Genomic DNA, 19,607 nt, shown 5'->3' on the forward strand with positions numbered 1-19,607 from the left:
ACCGGCGCAGCTACAGCATCTTCTCCAATCCCACTGCCTTGCTCACCCAGGCATTGAACCGCCGCCACAACCCACCCGGCTCGGTGACAAGGGTGTGCATCCGTTCATTGTCCTCGGTCACCCAGACCAGCTTGTCGCCGATCAGCTGTGGCTGATAGCTCAGCGCCGGCGCCATGCCCTGGAACGCAAGCTCGCGGGTGTACTCGGACAGCTTCGGGCTGTCCACCATCACCCCGACCTCGGTATTCCACAGCACCGAGCGGGGGTCGAAGTTGAAGGAGCCGATAAACGTCTTGCGTCGGTCCAGCACGATGGCCTTGCTGTGCAGGCTCGAATCGGAGCCTCCCTGGAAATTCAGGTTGCCCGCGCTGGGATCACCTGGCTGGCGGCGCAGCTCGAACAGCTTCACGCCATGTTTCAGCAAGGCCCGGCGGTACGGCGCGTAACCGCCGTGCACGGCGGGCACATCGGTCGCTTCCAGCGAATTGGTCAGAAGCCTGACCGAGACACCGGCGTCGGCATGACTGGTCAGGTACAGAAGGCCCGGCTCGCCCGGCACGAAATACGCCGACACGAGGATCAGCTCATGCTCGACGCCGTTGAGGTCGGGCGCCAGTTGCCGGGTCATCAGCAGCTGGGGGTCCGGTTCGTCGCCGGCGAGCACTTTGCTGGGTGCGTCCCAGAGGGCCTTGCCATGAGCCCAGATCAGTTCGTTGCGCCACACGTCCAGACGCGGTTGCGTCTGGTACGCCATCAGCCGGTCATACAGTGCCTTGCGCTTGATCCGGGCCTCGGCCAGAGAGACTTCCAGGCGTCGGCGTCTGTCGCGCAGGTCCTTGGCATCTGGCTGGCGCCAGAGAAAATCGCCGATCGGGCGGCTCAGGGCGCTGTTCCAGTACTGGTCGAAGCTGTGTCCAAGTTGCTCGGCCACGGGGCCAATGCCCAGCAGGTCGATATCGGTGAAATTCAGGTTGGGCTCGGCGTCGAAATACTCGTCGCCCAGGTTGCGGCCACCTACGATGGACATACTGTTGTCGACCAGGAACAACTTGTTGTGCATGCGCCGGTGCTGGCGCGACAGGTTGAACAGGCGTCCCATGGCCCGGGTCGCACCCGTGGCCCGGCCCAGGTGCAGCGGGTTGAATACCCGGATGTCGATGTTCGGGTGGACGGCAAGTGTACCGATCAGGGTGTCCAGGCCGTCGCTGGTGGTGTCGTCGAGCAGGATGCGCACGCGGACGCCGCGATCGGCCGCAGCCAGGAGCTCATGCACCAGCGCGCGGGTGCTCAGGCCGTCGTGGACGATGTAGTACTGCACATCGATGCTCGTCTGCGCGTGCCGGATCAGCTCGGCACGCGCCCTGAAAGCCTCGTTGCTGTTGGGCAGCAAGCGGAAGCCGGAGCGGCCTTCGTGAGGCTCGGCCTGGTGCTGTACCGAGCGGCCGAAGGCGGATTGACTGGCGGGTAGGGCCTGGCTGACCTCGCGGGGGCCGCTGACGCTGGCGCAGCCGTTGAGGCCGAGCAAAAGCGCCAGCAGCAGGGGCAGAGCGCGCTGGAATCTCAAGAGTGGATTGTCCTGTACGGCAGAGGCGTTGGGATATGGACCACAGAGGGCCGCGCAAAGTTACCCGCCGTTTTCAGCCTCGACCAGTAGACGAGCGGCGGTTTCCCCGACCTTGCGCACCGCGGCTTCGATGTCCGCTGTCGGCTGGGCAGCGAAATTCATGCGCAGGCAGTTACGGTACTTGCCCGAGGCCGAGAAAATGCTGCCCACGGCGATCTGTACCCCCTGCTCCAGCAAGGCGCGGTTCAGGCGCAAGGTGTCGAAGCTTTCCGGCAATTCGACCCACAGCAGAAAGCCGCCCTGGGGCCGGCTGGCGCGCGTGCCAGGTGGAAAGTACCGCGTCACCCAGTCGCTCATCTGGTCGCGGCCGCGCTGGTACTGGCTGCGCATGCGCCGCAGGTGCGGCTGGTAGTGGCCGCCCTTGATGAAGTCGGCGATGGCCAGCTGCGGTTGGCTGGCGGTGCAACCGGTGCTGATGTACTTCATGTGCAGCACCCGTTCCAGGTAGCGGCCGGGCGCCACCCAGCCGATACGCAGACCAGGCGCAAGGGTCTTGGAAAACGAGCTGCAGAGCAGCACGCGGCCATCGTCGTCAAAGGACTTGATGGTGCGGGGCCGCGGGTAGGTGTAGGCCAGGTCGCCGTAGACATCGTCCTCGATGATTGCGACGTCGAAGCGCTGGGCCAGGGTCAGCAGCGCCTTCTTGCGGGCCTCGGGCATGATGTAGCCCAGCGGGTTGTTGCAGCTGGGGGTGATCTGGATGAGCTTGATCGGCCACTGTTCCAGCGCCAGTTCCAAAGCATCGAGGCTGATACCGGTGATGGGGTCGGTGGGGATTTCCATCGCCTTCATGCCCAGGCCCTTGAGCGTCTGCATGGCGCCATGAAAGCTTGGCGAATCGACCGCGACGATGTCGCCTGGCTGGCACACCGCGCGGATGCTGGTGGACAGCGCCTCGTGGCAGCCGGTGGTCACCACCAGGTCGGCGGGAGTCAGGTGACAGCCGGAGTCGAGCATCAGCCGAGCGATCTGTTCGCGCAGGGCCGGGGTACCGTGGATATTGTCGTAATACAGGCCCGGCATGTCCTGGCGCCGGCTGAGCTGGGCCAGGCTGCGCAGCAGGGGCTTGAGGGTCGGGCTGTCGATGTCGGGCATGCCGCGTCCGAGCTGTACGACATCAGCCCGCGGCGTACTGCGCACCAGCTCCAGCACCTGTTCCCACTGCGAGATATCCACAGGGCGCTGCGCCGGGCGGCTGATATCCGGCAGGGCAGGCAGGTGGCGTGGTTCGAGCACGAAGTAGCCACACTTCGGCCTGGGCGAGACCAGGCCGTTGTCTTCCAGCAGGCGATAGGCTTGCTGTACGGTGCTCAGGCTGACCCCATGCTCAACGCTCAGGGCACGCACTGACGGCAGGCGCTGGCCGGGGCGGTACAGGCCCTGCTCGATACGGGCGCCAAGCAGTTCGGCCAGGTTGAGATAAAGTGTCATGGCATACTCCCGAGCTGCCTCACCCAACGACCAGTACAGATGTGGCAAAAATACTCCATTCAGCTGGCAGGATGCCAATTCTGTATGGAAATAATAAGCCGTCGTTGAATCTGTATTGTAGTGCGTGCCCGCACGCATCATTACTCCAGACAAAACTGTGTGGAGACTCTGCAAATGAACAGCCTCACTGATCTGCAACTGCCTTTACCTGTCGGCGAGCTTGAAGCCAACCCCGCGGCCGTGCCTGGTCGTTGGGCGATGATGCGGCGTCACTGGCAAACCCGCCCGGCCTTGCTCACGCTCGACAGTGCGCAACTGCGCGATATCGGAGTTAGCCGCGAAGAAGCGCGCGCAGAAGCGCACAAACCTTTCTGGAAGGACTAGACCAGCTCCTTCAACCGGTGCCACAGCATGCCGAGCGCCAGCAGCGGCGAGCGCAGGTGCCTGCCGCCCGGGAAGGTCACGTGGGGCACCTTGGCGAACAGGTCGAAACGCCCGCTGGCCTGCCCGCTGATAGCCTCGCCGAGCAGGCGTCCGGCCAGGTGCGTAGCGTTCAGGCCATGGCCTGAGTAGGCCTGGGCAAAATAGACATTGGGCTGATGGGCCAGCCGACCGATCTGCGGCAGGCGGTTGGCGCCGATGCCGATCATGCCGCCCCATTGGTAATCGATCCGCACGTTGGCCAGTTGCGGGAAGACCTTGAGCATCTTTGGCCGCATGTACGCCGCAATGTCCTTCGGATCGCGGCCCGAATAGTGGCAGGCACCGCCGAACAGCAGCCGGCGGTCGGCCGAGAGGCGGTAGTAATCCAGGGCCACGCGCTGGTCGCAGACCGCCATGTTCTTCGGCAGCAACCGATGCGCCAGGGCTTCGTCCAGGGGCTCGGTGGCGATGATGTAGCTGCCGGCAGGCAGCACCTTGCCGCCGATCTCGCGGTTGAGGTCGTTGAGATAGGCATTGCAGCACAGCACCAGCGTCTTGGCCCGGACCCGGCCCTGAGCAGTGTGGACCTGCACCTGGCTGCCGTAGTCGATGCGCGTGACGGCCGATTGCTCGTACAGCTGCACGCCCAGGCGACTCGCCACGATGGCCTCGCCCAGGGCAAGGTTGAGCGGGTGCAGGTGGCCGGAGCCCATGTCGATCAGGCCGCCGACGTAGCGGTCGGAGCCGACCACGCTGTGGATCTCTCCGGCCTTCACCAGGCGCAGCTCATGACGATAACCCAGGTTGCGCAGCTCCTCGGCGTCGCCTGCAAAGCTCTCGAGTTCAGCCGGCTTGTTGGCCAGGTCGCAGTAACCCCAGGTGAGATCGCAGGCAATGGCGTGGCGTTCGACCCGCTCGCGGACGATGTCCACGGCTTCCAGGCCCATCAGCTTGAGGCTGCGTACTCCTTCCTCGCCGAGCAGGGGCAAGAACTGCTCCAGGCCATGGCCCACTCCGCGGATCAACTGCCCGCCATTGCGGCCACTGGCGCCCCAGCCAACCTTGTGCGCTTCGAGCAAGACAACCTTGAAGCCGCGCTCGGCCAGCTCGATCGCGGTATTGAGCCCGGAGTAGCCGCCGCCGACGATGCACACGTCGCAGTTGAGCTCGCCTTGCAAAGCCGGATAGTCCGGTTGCGGAGCGCTGCTGGCGGCGTAGTAGGACGCGGCATGTACGGTCATCGGAAATCCTGGGCTGGAGAAAATTCGATGCAGGATAAGTCGGGGCACCCCCCCAGGCAACCGGCCTCGCGGTCACAAGGATTCGTGGTTTCAGGCAGAATAGGGCTCGATTTGCCGACCGTAGCGCCATCCATGTCCTGCAACAGCCACAAGATCCACTTCCTGCGCGAGCTGATCCCGTCATTCGATTGCGTGCCCGGTTGCCATGACTGCTGTGGCCCGGTCACTACCTCGACCGATGAAATGTCTCGCTTGCCGCGCAAGACCGAGGCCGAGCAGCAAGCGGCGATGGACCATCTGGACTGCGTGCACCTTGGCCCGCAGGGCTGCACTGTCTATGAGGAGCGGCCGATGATCTGCCGCCTGTTCGGCACCACTGCGCGCCTGCCGTGCCCGCGCGGTCAGCGGCCGGTGCAGATGATCGAACCCGAGGCCGAGCAACTGGTGCACCAGTTCATCGCGACCACCCGCCAGGTGCTGGTCTGATCCTCAGTCGGGAATCGGCAGGTTGAGGCTCTCTTTCACTTCTTCCATCACGATGTAGCTCTTCGACTCGCGAACATGCGGCAGCTTGAGCAGGATGTCGCCCAACAGCTTGCGATAGGAGGCCATTTCCGAGATCCGCGCCTTCACCAGATAGTCGAAATCGCCCGAGACCAGATGGCATTCCAGCACGTGCGGCAGCTTGAGCACGGCCCGGCGAAACTCTTCGAAGGTATCCCCGGACTTGTAGTCCAGGCTGATCTCGACGAACACCAGCAGGCTGCCCTTGAGGTGTTGCGGATTGAGCCGGGCGTTGTAGCCCATGATGATGCCCTCGCGCTCCAGGCGCCGGACGCGTTCGGTGCAAGGGGTAGTGGAAAGCCCGACTTTCTCGCCAAGCTCAGTGAACGAAATCCGGCCATCTGCCTGCAGGATCCGCAGGATATTACGGTCGATCTTGTCCAGTTCACGTTTGGTTTGATGCTGGGTTCTCATAGTGGATGCCCCTCCATAAAAGGCCACTTTGCCGAGAATTCTCGCCAAATATAGGCCTTTATATAGTGAAAAGCACTGGTGTGTCGTCCTTATACTGCGCGCATCCATGCCATTTCAATAAAAGTCTGCGGTGCGCCGCGTGCGAGGGATACAACATGCGAGTTCTGGTGCTTGGCAGCGGTGTGATCGGTACCGCCAGTGCTTATTATCTGGCCAGGCAAGGTTTTGAAGTGGTCGTCGTGGACCGCCAGCCGGCGGTCGCCATGGAAACCAGTTTTGCCAACGCTGGCCAGATCTCGCCGGGCTATGCCTCGCCCTGGGCTGCCCCTGGCGTGCCCCTGAAGGCCGTCAAGTGGCTGCTCGAACGCCACGCCCCGTTGGCCATCAAGGCCACCGGTGATGTCGACCAGTACCTGTGGATGGCGCAGATGCTGCGCAACTGCACCGCCAATCGCTACGCCGTGAACAAGGAGCGCATGGTCCGGTTGTCCGAATACAGCCGCGACTGCCTCGACGAGCTGCGTGCCGAGACCGGCATCGCCTACGAGAGCCGCACCCTGGGCACCACGCAGATCTTCCGCACCCAGGCCCAGGTTGATGCGGCAGCCAAGGACATCGCCGTGCTGGAGCAGTCCGGTGTTCCCTACGAGTTGCTCGACCGCGACGGTATTGCCCGCGTCGAACCGGCCCTGGAGAGCGTCAAGGGTATTCTTGCGGGTGGCCTGCGCCTGCCCAACGACCAGACCGGCGATTGTCAGCTGTTCACCACCCGGCTTGCCGAAATGGCCCTGCAACTGGGTGTCGAGTTCCGCTTTGGACAGAACATCGAGCGCCTGGACTTTGCCGGTGACCGCATTAACGGCGTGTGGATCGACGGCAAGCTGGAAACCGCGGACCGCTATGTACTGGCGCTCGGCAGCTACTCGCCGCAGCTGCTCAAGCCGCTGGGCATCAAGGCCCCGGTCTACCCGCTCAAGGGCTATTCGCTGACCGTGCCGATCACCGACCCGGCCATGGCACCGACCTCGACCATTCTCGATGAAACCTACAAGGTTGCAATCACCCGTTTCGACAACCGCATCCGCGTGGGCGGCATGGCCGAAATCGCAGGTTTCGACCTGTCGCTGAACCCACGTCGACGCGAAACACTGGAGATGATCGTCAACGATCTTTATCCTCGCGGCGGTGACCTGAGCGAAGCCAGCTTCTGGACCGGCCTGCGCCCGGCCACGCCCGACGGTACGCCGATCGTGGGCGCCACGGCGTTCCGCAACCTGTACCTCAATACCGGCCACGGCACGCTCGGCTGGACCATGGCATGCGGCTCTGGCCGCCTGCTGGCCGACCTGATCGCCCGGCGCACGCCACATATCAGCGCCGAAGGGCTCGATATTTCGCGCTATGGGCAGCACCACGAGACGGCCAAGCAGGCCAAACCTGCGACTGCCTGAAGCCGCAATCAGCGAGCCTCCAGCTGCAAGTTCTACTTATAACCCGACTGCCAGAAGGCTGCCGTCATGCGTCCTGCCCGTGCCCTGATCGACCTACAGGCCCTGCGCCACAACTATCGACTTGCCCGTGAACTGACCAGCGCCAAGGCGTTGGCCGTGATCAAGGCCGACGCCTACGGCCACGGCGCGGTGCGCTGCGCCCTGGCGCTGGAAGCCGAGGCAGACGGGTTTGCCGTGGCCTGCATCGAGGAGGCGCTGGAGTTACGCGCAGCGGGCATCAAGGCCCCGGTACTGCTCCTCGAAGGGTTCTTCGAGGCCAGCGAGCTGCCGCAGATTGCCCAGCACGACCTGTGGTGCGTGGTGCACTCCTTGTGGCAGCTCGAGGCGATCGAGAAAATGCAGCTGCACAAACCCCTGACGATCTGGCTCAAGCTCGACACCGGCATGCACCGCGTCGGGCTGCATCCCAAGGACTACCACGACGCCTATCAGCGCCTGCTGGCCAGCGGCAAGGTGGCGCGCATCGTGCTGATGAGCCACTTCGCCCGCGCCGATGAGCTCGACAGCCCTGCCAGCGAGGAGCAGGTCGCGGTGTTCGAGGCTGCGCGCCAAGGCCTGGCCGCCGAATGCAGCCTGCGCAACTCGCCGGCAGTGCTTGGCTGGCCGCAGGTACCCAGCGACTGGGTGCGTCCCGGCATCATGCTCTACGGCGCCACGCCCTTCGAGGTGCCGCAGGCCCAGGCCGCACGCCTGCAACCGGTGATGACCCTGCAGTCACGGGTCATCAGTATTCGCGAACTGCCTGCAGGCGAACCCGTGGGCTACGGCGCCCGCTTCGTCAGCCCCAGGCCGACCCGCGTGGGTGTGGTTGCGATGGGCTACGCCGACGGTTATCCGCGCCAGGCCCCGACCGGCACGCCCGTGATGGTGGCGGGCAAGCGCGCGTCGCTGATCGGGCGGGTGTCGATGGACATGCTATGCATCGACCTGACCGATGTGCCCGAAGCCGGCCTCGGCAGTCCGGTGGAGCTATGGGGCAAGCAGGTGCTGGCCAGTGATATTGCGCTCCAGGCCGGCATGATCCCCTACCAGATGTTCTGCAATCTCAAGCGAGTACCCCTGGACTACTGCGGCGGCTGAACGCGGCAGGCGAATGAGCTGGGGTCGTGTGTTGTAAATTCTGAACGCTGTTGCCATGATATCGTTCACACCCGACCCCACCCGTTCGTATCAGGAGGCTCATGCTTTGGACGTCGGTGAACGACTACAAGCCATCCGCAAGCTCAAGGGCCTGTCCCAGCGTGAACTCGCCAAGCGCGCGGGAGTGACCAACAGCACCATCTCGATGATCGAGAAGAACAGCGTGAGCCCTTCGATCAGCTCCCTGCGCAAGGTGCTGAGCGGTATTCCAATATCGATGGTCGAGTTCTTTTCGGCCGAGATCGAGCCCGAGGGTGTCGCCCAGGTGGTGTACAAGGCCCACGAGCTGATCGACATCTCGGACGGCGCCGTGACCATGAAACTGGTCGGCAAGGCCCACCCCAGCCGCGCCATCGCGTTCCTCAACGAGATCTATCCCCCCGGCGCCGATACCGGCGAAGAGATGCTTACCCATGATGGCGAAGAGACCGGCATCCTCCTCGAGGGTCGGCTTGAGCTCGTGGTGGGTCTGGAAACCTTCATTCTCGAGGTAGGCGACAGTTATTACTTCGAGAGCACCCGGCCGCATCGCTTCCGCAATCCCTTCGACGAGCCGGCCCGGCTTATCAGCGCCGCGACACCTGCCAACTTCTGAGGCGTGACGCGACGGATTGCCGCGCCAATACCCATTCAGAGTATAGGGTTGTTCCACCGCTTCCGGCTTCTCGCTATACTTCTCAACGCCCGCAAAACCGTGGTCGCGGGCGTGATTAGCCACCATGAGGGTGTACGCGTGAACCAGATCAAGAACATGCTGGCCATACCAGCAGCGGTAGTTGCCCTTTGGGCCTTCAACACACACGCAGCGACCAATGACGAGATTGCCAAGCGCCTGGAGCCGGTGGGGCAGGTGTGCGTCCAGGGGCAGGAGTGCAAGGGCATTGCGGTGACCTCCTCGGCCTTGGCCGGCGCTGCCAGGACGCCGGACGAGATCGTCGCCAAGCACTGCAATGCCTGTCATGGGCCCGGGCTGCTGGGGGCACCGAAGGTGGGTGATACCGCTGCCTGGAAAGAACGCGCCGACCACCAGGGCGGCCTCGACGGCATCTTGGCGAAGGCCATTACGGGCATCAACGCCATGCCGCCCAAAGGTACCTGCGCGGACTGTTCGGACGAGGACCTCAAGGCCGCGATCCAGAAAATGTCCGGGCTTTGAATTTAGCGCCCCATATTCCGGTCCAACCCCCTGCACGCACGGATGTCAGGGGAGACCAAGATGGCCAAGAGCTGCTCGATCGAACACGCGGTAGATGAGGTCCTGGCGCGTCTGCCCGCGCATATCCACATGGGCCTGCCGCTCGGGCTAGGCAAGCCCAACGCCTTCGTCAATGCGCTGTATGCCCGCATCCGCGCGCTGCCCGAACGGCGCCTGACCCTCTATACCGCCTTGAGCCTGGGCCGTCCTGCGCTGGGCGACGGGTTGCAGCGGCGTTTTCTGGAGCCGTTTGTCGAACGGGTCTTCGCCGATTACGAAGAGCTCGACTATCTCGCCGACCTCCAGCGCGGCACCCTTCCAGCCAATATCCGTGTCGAGCAGTTCTTCATGCAGCCGGGCAGCCTGCTCAACAGCGAGGCCGCGCAACAGGACTACGTCAGCAGCAACTACAGCCACGCTGCCCGCGACATCAACGCAAAGGGCCTGAACCTGGTCGCCCAGCTGGTCGCCGAAACCCCCGAGCGGCCCGGTTTTCTGAGCCTGAGCTGCAACCCGGACATCACCCTCGACTTGCTGCCGATGCTCGCCCGTCGCCGTGCGGCAGGCGAGACCCTTCTCGTGCTGGGCCAGGTGCATGCCGAACTGCCCTACATGCCGGGCGATTCGGAGCTGCCGCGAGAGGACTTCGACATTCTCATCGACACCCCCGAACACCGCCGCCTGTTCTCGACTCCGAACATGCCGGTAACCACCCAGGACCATTTCATCGGCCTGCATGCCAGCGCCCTGGTGCGTGATGGCGGCACGCTGCAGATCGGCATTGGTGCAATGGGCGATGCAGTGGCGGCGGCCTTGCTTGCCCGCCAGGGGGACAACCCGGGCTACCGCGCCCTGCTCGACGAGATGGACCTCAGCCCTTGGCAAGGCCTGGTCGAGCGCGAGGGCGGCCTCGAGGCATTCGCCCAGGGCTTGTACGGCTGCAGCGAGATGTTCGTCAACGGTCTGCTGGCCCTTGTCGAGGCGGGCGTCGTACGCCGCGCTGCGGACGAGCAGGGCGTGCTGGTGCATGGCGGGTTCTTCCTGGGGCCTCAGGCGTTCTACCAGCGGCTTCGTGAGATGCCCCTGGAAAAGCGCCGCGTGTTCGCCATGACTGGCATCAGTTTCATCAACGAGCTGTACGGCCACGAAGCATTGAAGCGCCGCCAGCGCCGTGATGCGCGTTTTCTCAACACGGTATTCAGCATGACCATGCTTGGCGCCGGGGTGGCAGACCAGCTAGAAGACGGTCGCGTGCTCAGTGGAGTGGGCGGGCAGTACAACTTCGTCGCCCAAGGTCATGCGCTGGAAGGCGCCCGCTCGATCCTGCTGCTGCGCAGCTGGCGCGAATCCGGCGGCGACGTCAGCTCGAACCTGCTCTGGACCTATGGCCACTGCACCATCCCACGGCACCTGCGCGACATCGTCATCACCGAGTACGGCATTGCCGACCTGCGCGGGCAGACCGACAGCGAGGTGATTGCCCGGTTGCTGGCGATCACCGACTCACGTTTCCAGAACGGGCTGATGGAGCAGGCCAAGGGCGCCGGCAAGCTGCCGCGCGACTTCGTGCTCGACGCGCGCTTCACCCACAATACGCCCCAGCGGCTGGAAGCGCTGCGCACGCGTCATGCACGATTGTTTGCCGAGTATCCGCTAGGGAGTGACTTCACATCCGAAGAGCGCGACCTGCTGCGGGCGCTGAACTGGCTCAAGAGCAAATTCAAGCTCAGCGAGGTGCTGGAGCTGGGCAAGGCCGCGCTGGATGCACCGCCACCCGAGGAATACTCCCGGCAGCTGGCGCGCATGGGGCTGTGGCAGCCCCAGGGACTCAAGGACGAGCTGTATCAACGGCTGTTGCTGGCGGGACTGCAGGCGACACGCCAGTGACAAGGCCTGCAGGAGCGCCGAACCGCCGCTCCTGCAGGAGCGGCCTATGCCCCGATCAATCGATGAACGTGACTTCCCCGCCCACCAGCGACTTCACCCGGGCCAGCGATTCGACGCGATAGCCCTGGGCATCCAGCTCGGCACGGCCGCCCTGGAACGACTTCTCGATGACGATACCCAGGCCCGCGACTGTGGCGCCGGCCTGCTTGATGATCGAGATCAGCGCCTGCGACGCCTTGCCGTTGGCCAGGAAGTCGTCGATCACCAGCACGCGGTCGCTGCTGTTGAGGTGACGCGGCGATATGGCGATGGTGTTTTCGGTCTGCTTGGTGAAGGAATACACCGACGCGGTCAGCAGGTTTTCAGTCAGGGTCAGCGACTGGTGCTTGCGGGCGAAGATCACCGGCACGCCAAGCTTGAGCCCGGTCATGATCGCCGGGGCAATGCCTGAGGCTTCGATGGTGACGATCTTGGTCACGCCCGAGTCGGCGTACAGGCGAGCGAACTCGTCACCGATCAGCTGCATCAGCGCCGGGTCGATCTGATGGTTGAGAAACGCATCGACTTTGAGAACCTGATCGGAAAGCACGATGCCTTCTTCGCGAATCTTCTGGTGCAGTGCTTCCACTGTGGTAATTCCTCGATGTAGCAAAGGTCGCCACGGCACAGGACCGCGGCAAAGGTTGATGTTCTAGCGTTTGAGCATGGCCCGGATATCGGCCAGTGCGTTGTTGCCGCGTGCGGCTTTTACTTCGACCGGTGCATCGTCAAGGCCTTCCCACGCCAGGTCGTCCGGCGGCAGTTCGTCGAGAAAACGGCTAGGGGAGCAGTCGATGATCTCGCCGTACTGCTTGCGCTTGGCGGCAAAGGTGAACGCCAGGGTCTGGCGCGCGCGGGTAATGCCCACATACGCCAGCCGGCGCTCTTCCTCGATGGTGTCGGCCTCGATACTGGAGCGGTGCGGGAGGATTTCCTCTTCCATGCCCATGATGAACACGTAGGGGAATTCCAGGCCCTTGGAGGCATGCAGGGTCATCATCTGCACGCCTTCGGCGTTTTCTTCCTCTTCCTGCTGGCGTTCGAGCATATCGCGCAGCACCAGCTTGCCGATGGCGTCCTCGATGGTCATGTCACCCTCTTCGTCTTTCTCGAGGGTGTTTTTCAGGGCATCGATGAGAAACCAGACGTTGCTGATACGAAAATCGGCGGCCTTGTCGCTGGAGGTATTCTGACGAATCCAGTTTTCGTAGTCGATATCGGCGACCATGCCGCGCAGCGCGGCGATCGGGTCTTCCAGGGCGACACGCTGGCGTACCCCGTCGAGCCAGTGCTTGAAGCGCTGCAGGCGTTCGGTGAAACGGCTGTCGAGAAACTCGCCCAGGCCCAGCTCTTCACTGGCGGCGTACATCGACACACCCCGTTCGGTCGAATAGTTACCGAGCTTTTCGAGGGTGGTCGAGCCGATTTCCCGACGCGGCACGTTGATGACGCGCAGGTAGGCATTGTCGTCATCCGGGTTGACCAGCAGGCGCAGGTAGGCCATCAAGTCCTTCACTTCCTGGCGTCCGAAGAAGCTGTTGCCGCCCGACAGGCGATACGGCACCTGGTGATGCTGCAGCTTCAGCTCGATCAGCTTGGCCTGGTAGTTGCCCCGGTAGAGAATCGCAAAATCGCTGTAGGGCCGGTCTGTGCGCAAGTGCAGGCTCAGGATTTCCATGGCCACCCGCTCGGCCTCGCTGTCCTCGTTCTTGCAGCGGATCACGCGGATTTCGTCACCATGGCCCATGTCGCTCCACAGCTGTTTCTCGAAAGCATGCGGGTTGTTGGCAATCAGCACGTTGGCACAGCGCAGGATACGGCTGGTGGAGCGGTAGTTCTGCTCCAGCATCACCACCTTCAAGGAGGGGTAGTCGTCCTTGAGCAGCATCAGGTTCTCGGGGCGCGCGCCACGCCAGGCGTAGATCGACTGGTCGTCATCGCCCACCACGGTGAACTGGTTGCGCTGGCCGATCAGCATCTTCACCAGCAGGTACTGGCTGGCGTTGGTGTCCTGATACTCGTCCACCAGCAGGTACCGCACGCGGTTCTGCCATTTTTCGAGGACGTCGGGGTTTTCCTCGAACAGCTTCACCGGCAGGAGGATCAGGTCGTCGAAATCTACCGCGTTGAACGCCTTGAGCGTGCGCTGGTAGTGGGTGTAGACGATGGCGGCGGTCTGCTCGCGAGGGTTGCGGGCCTTTTCAAGGGCCTCAGGCGGCAGGATCAGGTCGTTTTTCCAGGCACCGATCATGTTCTTGATCTCGTCGACGCCGTCGTCGCCCGAGTATTCCTTCTGCATGATGTCGGTGAGCAGGGCCTTGATGTCGGTCTCGTCGAAAATCGAGAAACCCGGCTTGTAGCCCAGGCGCTTGTGCTCCTTGCGGATGATGTTCAGGCCCAGGTTATGGAAGGTGCACACCGTCAGCCCCCGGCCTTCGCCGGCGCGAAGCAGGGTGCCGACTCGCTCCTTCATTTCCCGCGCGGCCTTGTTGGTGAAGGTCATGGCCACGATGTACTGTGCGCGGATGCCGCAGTTCTGGATCAGGTGCGCGATCTTGCGGGTGATCACGCTGGTCTTGCCGGAGCCTGCACCGGCGAGCACCAAAAGAGGGCCGCCGACGTAGTTCACGGCTTCTTGTTGCCGGGGATTGAGTCGGGACATGCTGGAAACCGGGGGTGTGCAGAAAATAGCCGGGCATTTTAGCAGGCATGGGCCCATTGTGGCGCGACCGTCTGACCGCGTGTCGCGGGCTCATCCGGATTTGCCGGACAGGCAACTTTCGATCAGGATGCACGACATGATCTGTCGTAGCTGCTGGCATTGAGATAGCATGTGTGCTGAGAATCATTTGCACTCATGCGGCAGGGTGCCCGGCTTTGGTCCCGTAACGTCAATGTGACTCTGTTCACGTTCTAAGGAGCTTGTTTGTCAACGCCCGTCGAACCCTTGCGTTTGCTGCTGTTGGCCGATGAGCCGGAGTGGACCGCCGTGCTGCGCGAGTGCCTGGCGCCGTTGAGTGGCGGAGCGGTCCTGCTGACTGCCCCCAACTGGGAGGCGGTCGACAGCCTGTTTGCCCACGACCAGCAAGCGATAGTGCTGGCAACGCCCGCCCTGCAGCCGGCACCGCAGCGGTGCCTGCTGCCAACGGTGCTGCTGCTCGAGCAGGAACCCGAGCAGTCGCCGCCCGGCGCCAGCGACTGGCTGGTACGTTCGCAACTGGGGACCGACATGCTGCGCCGCTGCCTGCGCCATGTGCGCGAGCGCGGCGTGCTGGAGGCGACCTTGCAACGCCTGGCCGAGCAAGATCCGCTGACCGGTATCGCCAACCGCCAGGGTTTCCAGACCCTGCTTGCCGCGCGGCTGGCCGACCACGATGGGCGCGGTGTCGCGCTCGGCCACCTGGACCTCGACAACTTTCGCCATGCCAATGATGCCCTGGGGCACCAGGCTGGCGACCGGTTGATCCTGCAGGTGGTCGCGCGCCTGAAGAGCCAGCTGGAGGCGGGCGATCAGGTCGCTCGCCTGGGCAGTGACGAATTCGCCCTGCTGATCGACACGCGCCGCGACCCGCAGCGGGCCGAATGGATGGCAGAGCGCATCGTCGAGGCGTTGGGCGAACCCTACTGGATCGACGGCGAAAGTCTGTTATTGGGCTGCAGCCTGGGCGTAGCCCATGCCCGTGCGAGGTGCGGCGCCGACCCGTTGATGTGGCATGCGCACATTGCCATGCAGCAGGCCAAGGGAGCCGAAGGTTGCACCTTTCACGTCTTCAATGAGCGAATCAACCACAGCGCGCGCAGCCTGGCGGACCTTGAAGGCGAGTTGCGCCGGGCGCTGCGCCGCGACGAGCTCGAGCTGCACTACCAGCCGCGCCTGGACCTGGCCAACGGGCGTATCGTCGGCCTCGAAGCGCTGGTGCGCTGGCGCCACCCCGAGCGTGGATTGCTGCCACCGTGCGATTTCGTGCCCCTTGCCGAGCAGAGCGGGTTGATCGTGCCGCTGGGTTACTGGGTGATCTCCCGTGCCTTGCGCGACATGCAGACGCTGCGCGAACGCGGCCTGGCGCCGCTGCACATGGCCGTGAACCTGAGCTTTCGCCAGTTCCAGGACAGCCAGTTGCTGGCGACCCTGAGCCGTTTGATCATCGAGCATGGAGTCGATGCCCGCTGGCTGGAGTTCGAACTTACCGAAACCGCAGTGATGCGCCGCAGCGATCTGGTTCAGCAGACGATGGATGCCCTGAGCCGCCTGGGCGTGCGCTTTTCGCTGGACGACTTCGGCACCGGGTTTTCTTCATTCGTGCATCTGGACAGCCTGCCCATCACACTGCTCAAGGTCGACCGCAGCTTTGTCGGCGGCATGGAAAAACGCGAAGAAAACTGCAAGCTGGTGCACGCCATGATCAACTTGGCTCACAACCTCAACCTGCAGGTCGTGGCCGAAGGTGTCGAGACTGCCGAGCAGATGGCGCTGCTGCGGGCCTACGGGTGTGACCAGGTGCAGGGGTTCCTGATCAGCCGTGCATTGCCAGTGGATGAGTTGCTGGCGTTTCTGCGGGCTGATGCGCAGGGGCGGGTGGTCAGCTGCTGACCGGGGCGGATGCCAGCAGCCGGCGCATACGCCACTCGAACGCGAGCGTCAGGCTCACCGCCGCGCACGCCAGCCCCAGTGCCAGACCCCACCACACGCCAACCGCACCGCCGCCCAGGTTGAAGGCGAACAGCCAGGCGCAAGGCGCGCCGACCAGCCAGTAGCAACCCAGTCCTACCAGGAAGGTGGTCTTGGCGTCCTTGAGCCCGCGGATCGCCCCCATGGCGATCGTCTGCATGCCATCGAACAGCTCGAACCAGGCCGCGACCATGATCAGGCTCACGGCCAGCGTGATGATGTCGGCGAACGCTGGGTCATCCTTGTCGAGGAACAACCCCACCAGCGTCTCGGGCTGCAGCCAGAACAGCGCGGCGAAGGCAGACATGATCAGAGCGCCGAAGACAATGCCTACGCGTCCCGCGCTACGCGCCGCCAGCAGCTTTCCAGCGCCGTAGTACAGGCCTACGCGCATGGTTACGGCATACGACAGGCCGGTCGGTACCATGAAGGCGGTCGAGACGATCTGCAGGGCGATCTGGTGCGCCGCAAGCTCGGTGCTGCCCAGCACGCCCATGAGCAGCGCGGCAAAGGCGAACAGGCCGACTTCCACCATGTAGGTACCGCCAATCGGCAGGCCGAGGCGCCACAGGTCGCGCAGCGCGGGCCAGCAAGGGCGGCTCAGGCCCTGGCGGATGGGGTAGGGTGCGTAGGCCGGGTGCCAGCGGATGTACAGCGCCAGCGCGATCGCCATGCCGGTCGAGACCAGCGCCGTGACCAGGCCGATCCCCATCAATCCCAGCTTCGGCAGCCCGAACATGCCTTCGATCAGCGCATGATTGAGCAGGTAGTTGAGCACCGTGCCGACCATGCTGATGATCATCACCGGCGTCGAGCGGCCCAGGGCACTGGTGAAACCGCGCAAGGCCATGAAACTGAGGTAGCCGGGCAGCGCCAGGGGCAGCAGTATCAGGAACTGGCCCGCCAACTCGACGTTTTCCGGACTTTGCCCCAATTGCAGCAACACCGGCTGGATGTTCCACAGCACCAGCCCCGCGCCCGCCGCCAGCCCCCATGCCAGCCACAGCCCGGCCTGGGTCAGCCGGGTGGCGCCGTCACGGTCGCCAGAACCCTTGCGAATCGCCACCAGGGTGCCCACCGCTGCGATCACGCCCAGGCAGAAAATCGACACGAAGGAATAGCTCGCCGCGCCCAGCCCGCCCCCCGCCAGGGCCTGCGGGCTGATGCGCGCCATCATCAGGGTATCGGTCAGCAGCATCAGCATGTGCGCCAACTGCGAGGCGACCAGCGGCCCGGCCAGGCGCAGCAGGGCCTTGAGTTCGGTGGCGGGTGCGACGTGCATCGGGGAAGTCCTTGTGCTGGGCAGAGAGAGGATTCTGAGGCTTTGGTCAGGTATTAACAAAGCTTCTGTCCAGTGGATTGCCGCGGATAACCGCACTCGCCACTCAAGTATTCCCCTTCCAGGCCGACTCAGAGACACCAGCGCCCCCCAAGAGGCGCCCCTTGCCTGGAGCCTGCATGTCCCGATCACCTGCCCGAATTGCCTCGCAGCTCGGTGTCGCCCTTGCCGCCGTATTGGCGGTGGTCATCACCGGCAGCACCTTGTTCGCCCTGCGCTCGCTCGACAGCGCCAACCTCACCACCCGCCAGGAGCACCTGGCCAGTGAAGCAAGGCTGCTGGCCGACCAGCTCGATACTTTCCACACTTCGCTCAAGGACAACACCCAGCGCCTGAGCGGACTGTTCGAGCGGCGCTTTGCCTCGAACCTGCGGGTGGATGCCAGCCAGAGCGTGACCGTGGCCGGGGTGCCCACACCGGCTCTGTATCTGGGCGATCGCCTGCTCAACAATGATTTCGAGCAAGTCGACGACTTCCAGCAGATGACGGCCGGGGTGGCGACATTGTTCGTGCGCAGCGGCGACGACTTCGTGCGCATCAGCACCTCGCTGACCAAGCAGGACGGCAGCCGTGCCATCGGCACCCAGCTCGACCACCAGCATCCGGCCTACCCGCGCCTGATGGCTGGCCAGGCCTATGTGGGTCGGGCGCTCCTGTTCGAGCGCAACTACATGACCCGCTATGTGCCAGTGCGCGACGGCGGCGGGCGAGTGATCGCGGTGCTGTTCGTCGGCTTCGACTACACCGATGCGCAGAACACCCAGTTCGCCAATCTCGAGCGGTTCCGTATCGGCCATACCGGCTCGCTGGCGCTGCTCGACGAGCAAGGGCACTGGCTGGTGAGCCCAGCCGGGGCAAGCGACGAAGCGGCAGCGGGGCTCACGGTCAAAGGCCTTGCCGGTCGGCCTGGCCAGGGCAGCTTCTGGGACAACGCCGGCAGCACGCTGTACAGCGTCACCATGCCGTTCGCCGAAGGTCCATGGACCGTGGTGGCGAGCATGCCCGAGGCCGAGATCCGCGCGGTCACGTGGAGCGTCGGCTTGCGCCTGGCTATTGGCAGCCTGCTGGCGATGCTGCTGGCGGTCGCCGCGACCCTCTGGCTGCTGCGGCGCAGGCTGCGCCCGCTGGGCGACCTGGTACGCCAGGCGCAGGCCCTTGGCGCAGGCGACCTGCAGGCGCGCCTGGCGGTCTCCAGTAACGACGAGATCGGCCAGCTGGCGCGCAGCTTCAACCAGATGGGCGATGCCCTGGCGACCATGGTCGAGCACATCCGCGGCGCCTCCGAGCAGGTGAGCGGGCGGGCCCGCTCGTTATCCGGGCTGTCTTCGGGGGCGTGCGAGGGCATGGAGCAGCAATCCGGCGAGATCACCAGCATGGCCGGCGCTGTCGAGGAGTTCAGCGCCACCTCGATGAACATCGCCGACAACATGGGCAGCACCGAGCGCATGGCCCGTGACAATGTGCAGCAGACCCGCATCGGCCGCAGCGCCATGGACGAGGCGTCGGCCTCGCTGCAGCAGATCGCCGAAGCGTTGGGCGGCACCGCGCAAGTGATGGACACCCTGGGAGCACGTTCGCAAGAGATTGGCGGCATCGTCGGGGTGATCACGGCGATTGCCGACCAGACCAACCTGCTGGCGCTCAACGCCGCCATCGAAGCGGCGCGTGCGGGCGAGCAGGGCCGTGGCTTCGCCGTGGTCGCCGATGAAGTGCGCAGCCTGGCCTCGCGCACCCGCCAGGCGACCGAAGAAATCTCCACCATGATCGCCAGTATCCAGCAGCAGACCGGCCACGCCATCAGCACCATGGAGCAGGGCAACCGCCTGATGCAGGAAGGTCTTGAGCGCAACGCCAAGGTCGCCGCCGCGCTGGCGAGCATCGACGAGCAGAGCCGCTCCGCAGGTGAGCAGTTTGCGGCGATCAGCACCGCGACTCAGGAGCAGAGCAGCACGGCGACGGTGCTCAGCCGTAATCTGCAGAGCATCGCCCTGGCCAACAGTGAGCAGCGTGACGTGGCCAATGAGCTGGCGGCCACGGCGCAGGAGCTGGAAGGATTGGCAGGACAGCTGCGGCAGGAAGTGGACCGGTTCCGGGTTTCCTGAAGCCGCCAGGATCCGCTCCTGCACGAGG

At 64.2% G+C, this 19,607-nt stretch carries 16 protein-coding genes and 1 pseudogene; 10 read left to right on the forward strand and 7 right to left on the reverse strand.

Going from position 1 to position 19,607, the window contains the following annotated elements:
- Positions 1 to 10: 10 nt before the first annotated feature.
- Both AC0ZZU_RS01060 and AC0ZZU_RS01065 read right to left on the reverse strand, forming a co-directional pair.
- Complete coding sequence (locus AC0ZZU_RS01060; protein ID WP_476338370.1) at positions 11 to 1,564, reverse strand: phospholipase D family protein; 1,554 nt, start codon at positions 1,562 to 1,564, stop codon at positions 11 to 13.
- 60 nt (positions 1,565 to 1,624) lie between these two features.
- A complete protein-coding gene (locus tag AC0ZZU_RS01065) occupies positions 1,625 to 3,055 on the reverse strand; it encodes an aminotransferase-like domain-containing protein (RefSeq protein WP_476338372.1) in 1,431 nt (476 codons plus the stop codon).
- Between the two features lie 174 nt (positions 3,056 to 3,229).
- Between AC0ZZU_RS01065 and AC0ZZU_RS01070 the strand changes: the two genes are divergently transcribed.
- Complete coding sequence (locus AC0ZZU_RS01070; protein ID WP_476338374.1) at positions 3,230 to 3,439, forward strand: DUF1127 domain-containing protein; 210 nt, start codon at positions 3,230 to 3,232, stop codon at positions 3,437 to 3,439.
- Here the strand turns inward: AC0ZZU_RS01070 and AC0ZZU_RS01075 are convergent.
- On the reverse strand, positions 3,436 to 4,719 hold the full coding sequence (locus AC0ZZU_RS01075; RefSeq protein ID WP_476338376.1) for an NAD(P)/FAD-dependent oxidoreductase: 1,284 nt from the start codon (positions 4,717 to 4,719) through the stop codon (positions 3,436 to 3,438). The two genes, AC0ZZU_RS01070 and AC0ZZU_RS01075, sit on opposite strands and share 4 nt — an antisense overlap.
- A gap of 132 nt (positions 4,720 to 4,851) precedes the next feature.
- On the opposite strand from AC0ZZU_RS01075, the gene AC0ZZU_RS01080 reads away from it, so the two are divergent.
- Positions 4,852 to 5,205, forward strand: a complete 354-nt coding sequence (locus AC0ZZU_RS01080) for a YkgJ family cysteine cluster protein (RefSeq protein ID WP_476338377.1) — start codon at positions 4,852 to 4,854, stop codon at positions 5,203 to 5,205.
- A 3-nt stretch (positions 5,206 to 5,208) separates the two neighbouring features.
- On the opposite strand, the gene AC0ZZU_RS01085 is transcribed toward AC0ZZU_RS01080, so the two are convergent.
- A complete protein-coding gene (locus AC0ZZU_RS01085; RefSeq protein WP_158461032.1) occupies positions 5,209 to 5,697 on the reverse strand; it encodes an Lrp/AsnC ligand binding domain-containing protein in 489 nt (162 codons plus the stop codon).
- Positions 5,698 to 5,852: 155 nt separating this feature from the next.
- Between AC0ZZU_RS01085 and dadA the strand changes: the two genes are divergently transcribed.
- The 5 genes from dadA to AC0ZZU_RS01110 all read left to right on the forward strand — a co-directional run bounded on the left by dadA (position 5,853) and on the right by AC0ZZU_RS01110 (position 11,430).
- Positions 5,853 to 7,148: a D-amino acid dehydrogenase gene (gene dadA, locus AC0ZZU_RS01090; RefSeq protein WP_476338379.1), complete on the forward strand. Its 1,296-nt coding sequence runs from the start codon at positions 5,853 to 5,855 to the stop codon at positions 7,146 to 7,148.
- Positions 7,149 to 7,214: 66 nt separating this feature from the next.
- A complete protein-coding gene (alr, locus tag AC0ZZU_RS01095) occupies positions 7,215 to 8,288 on the forward strand; it encodes an alanine racemase (protein WP_476338380.1) in 1,074 nt (357 codons plus the stop codon).
- A 106-nt stretch (positions 8,289 to 8,394) separates the two neighbouring features.
- Entirely contained in the window at positions 8,395 to 8,943 is a 549-nt protein-coding gene (locus AC0ZZU_RS01100; protein WP_476338382.1) for a cupin domain-containing protein, read from the forward strand.
- A 156-nt stretch (positions 8,944 to 9,099) separates the two neighbouring features.
- Positions 9,100 to 9,504, forward strand: coding sequence for a c-type cytochrome (locus tag AC0ZZU_RS01105; RefSeq protein WP_476339096.1), 405 nt, complete (start codon positions 9,100 to 9,102; stop codon positions 9,502 to 9,504).
- A gap of 60 nt (positions 9,505 to 9,564) precedes the next feature.
- Positions 9,565 to 11,430: an acetyl-CoA hydrolase/transferase C-terminal domain-containing protein gene (locus AC0ZZU_RS01110; protein WP_476338383.1), complete on the forward strand. Its 1,866-nt coding sequence runs from the start codon at positions 9,565 to 9,567 to the stop codon at positions 11,428 to 11,430.
- A 55-nt stretch (positions 11,431 to 11,485) separates the two neighbouring features.
- Here AC0ZZU_RS01110 and xpt read toward each other — a convergent pair whose 3' ends face one another.
- Together xpt and rep are read right to left on the reverse strand one after the other, a co-directional pair.
- Positions 11,486 to 12,058 (reverse strand): xanthine phosphoribosyltransferase, encoded by a 573-nt coding sequence (xpt, locus tag AC0ZZU_RS01115; protein ID WP_476338384.1) that lies wholly within the window; start codon positions 12,056 to 12,058, stop codon positions 11,486 to 11,488.
- Positions 12,059 to 12,121: 63 nt separating this feature from the next.
- Complete coding sequence (rep, locus tag AC0ZZU_RS01120; RefSeq protein WP_158461038.1) at positions 12,122 to 14,131, reverse strand: DNA helicase Rep; 2,010 nt, start codon at positions 14,129 to 14,131, stop codon at positions 12,122 to 12,124.
- A gap of 264 nt (positions 14,132 to 14,395) precedes the next feature.
- Here rep and AC0ZZU_RS01125 point away from each other — a divergent pair, with 264 nt between their 5' ends.
- A complete protein-coding gene (locus AC0ZZU_RS01125; protein ID WP_476338385.1) occupies positions 14,396 to 16,060 on the forward strand; it encodes a putative bifunctional diguanylate cyclase/phosphodiesterase in 1,665 nt (554 codons plus the stop codon).
- Here the strand turns inward: AC0ZZU_RS01125 and AC0ZZU_RS01130 are convergent.
- Positions 16,050 to 17,420: a NorM family multidrug efflux MATE transporter gene (locus AC0ZZU_RS01130; RefSeq protein WP_476338386.1), complete on the reverse strand. Its 1,371-nt coding sequence runs from the start codon at positions 17,418 to 17,420 to the stop codon at positions 16,050 to 16,052. The two genes, AC0ZZU_RS01125 and AC0ZZU_RS01130, sit on opposite strands and share 11 nt — an antisense overlap.
- A 176-nt stretch (positions 17,421 to 17,596) precedes the next feature.
- Here AC0ZZU_RS01130 and AC0ZZU_RS01135 point away from each other — a divergent pair.
- Positions 17,597 to 18,715: pseudogene (locus AC0ZZU_RS01135) on the forward strand (Cache 3/Cache 2 fusion domain-containing protein); the annotation flags it as partial.
- 135 nt (positions 18,716 to 18,850) lie between these two features.
- Positions 18,851 to 19,579, forward strand: a complete 729-nt coding sequence (locus AC0ZZU_RS01140; protein WP_476339098.1) for a methyl-accepting chemotaxis protein — start codon at positions 18,851 to 18,853, stop codon at positions 19,577 to 19,579.
- Positions 19,580 to 19,607: the final 28 nt, after the last annotated feature.

The sequence above is a fragment of the Pseudomonas sp. JE3303 genome (genome assembly GCF_056312565.1).

Excerpts from the sequence above, each read along its gene's own strand:
- AC0ZZU_RS01065 (WP_476338372.1), bottom strand. The coding sequence starts at position 3,055 with ATGACACTTTATCTCAACCTGGCCGAACTGCTTGGCGCCCGTATCGAG.
- AC0ZZU_RS01070 (WP_476338374.1), top strand. The coding sequence starts at position 3,230 with ATGAACAGCCTCACTGATCTGCAACTGCCTTTACCTGTCGGCGAGCTT.
- AC0ZZU_RS01075 (WP_476338376.1), bottom strand. The coding sequence starts at position 4,719 with ATGACCGTACATGCCGCGTCCTACTACGCCGCCAGCAGCGCTCCGCAA.
- AC0ZZU_RS01080 (WP_476338377.1), top strand. The coding sequence starts at position 4,852 with ATGTCCTGCAACAGCCACAAGATCCACTTCCTGCGCGAGCTGATCCCG.
- AC0ZZU_RS01085 (WP_158461032.1), bottom strand. The coding sequence starts at position 5,697 with ATGAGAACCCAGCATCAAACCAAACGTGAACTGGACAAGATCGACCGT.
- dadA (WP_476338379.1), top strand. The coding sequence starts at position 5,853 with ATGCGAGTTCTGGTGCTTGGCAGCGGTGTGATCGGTACCGCCAGTGCT.
- alr (WP_476338380.1), top strand. The coding sequence starts at position 7,215 with ATGCGTCCTGCCCGTGCCCTGATCGACCTACAGGCCCTGCGCCACAAC.
- AC0ZZU_RS01105 (WP_476339096.1), top strand. The coding sequence starts at position 9,100 with ATGCTGGCCATACCAGCAGCGGTAGTTGCCCTTTGGGCCTTCAACACA.
- AC0ZZU_RS01110 (WP_476338383.1), top strand. The coding sequence starts at position 9,565 with ATGGCCAAGAGCTGCTCGATCGAACACGCGGTAGATGAGGTCCTGGCG.
- rep (WP_158461038.1), bottom strand. The coding sequence starts at position 14,131 with ATGTCCCGACTCAATCCCCGGCAACAAGAAGCCGTGAACTACGTCGGC.
- AC0ZZU_RS01130 (WP_476338386.1), bottom strand. The coding sequence starts at position 17,420 with ATGCACGTCGCACCCGCCACCGAACTCAAGGCCCTGCTGCGCCTGGCC.
- AC0ZZU_RS01140 (WP_476339098.1), top strand. The coding sequence starts at position 18,851 with ATGGCCGGCGCTGTCGAGGAGTTCAGCGCCACCTCGATGAACATCGCC.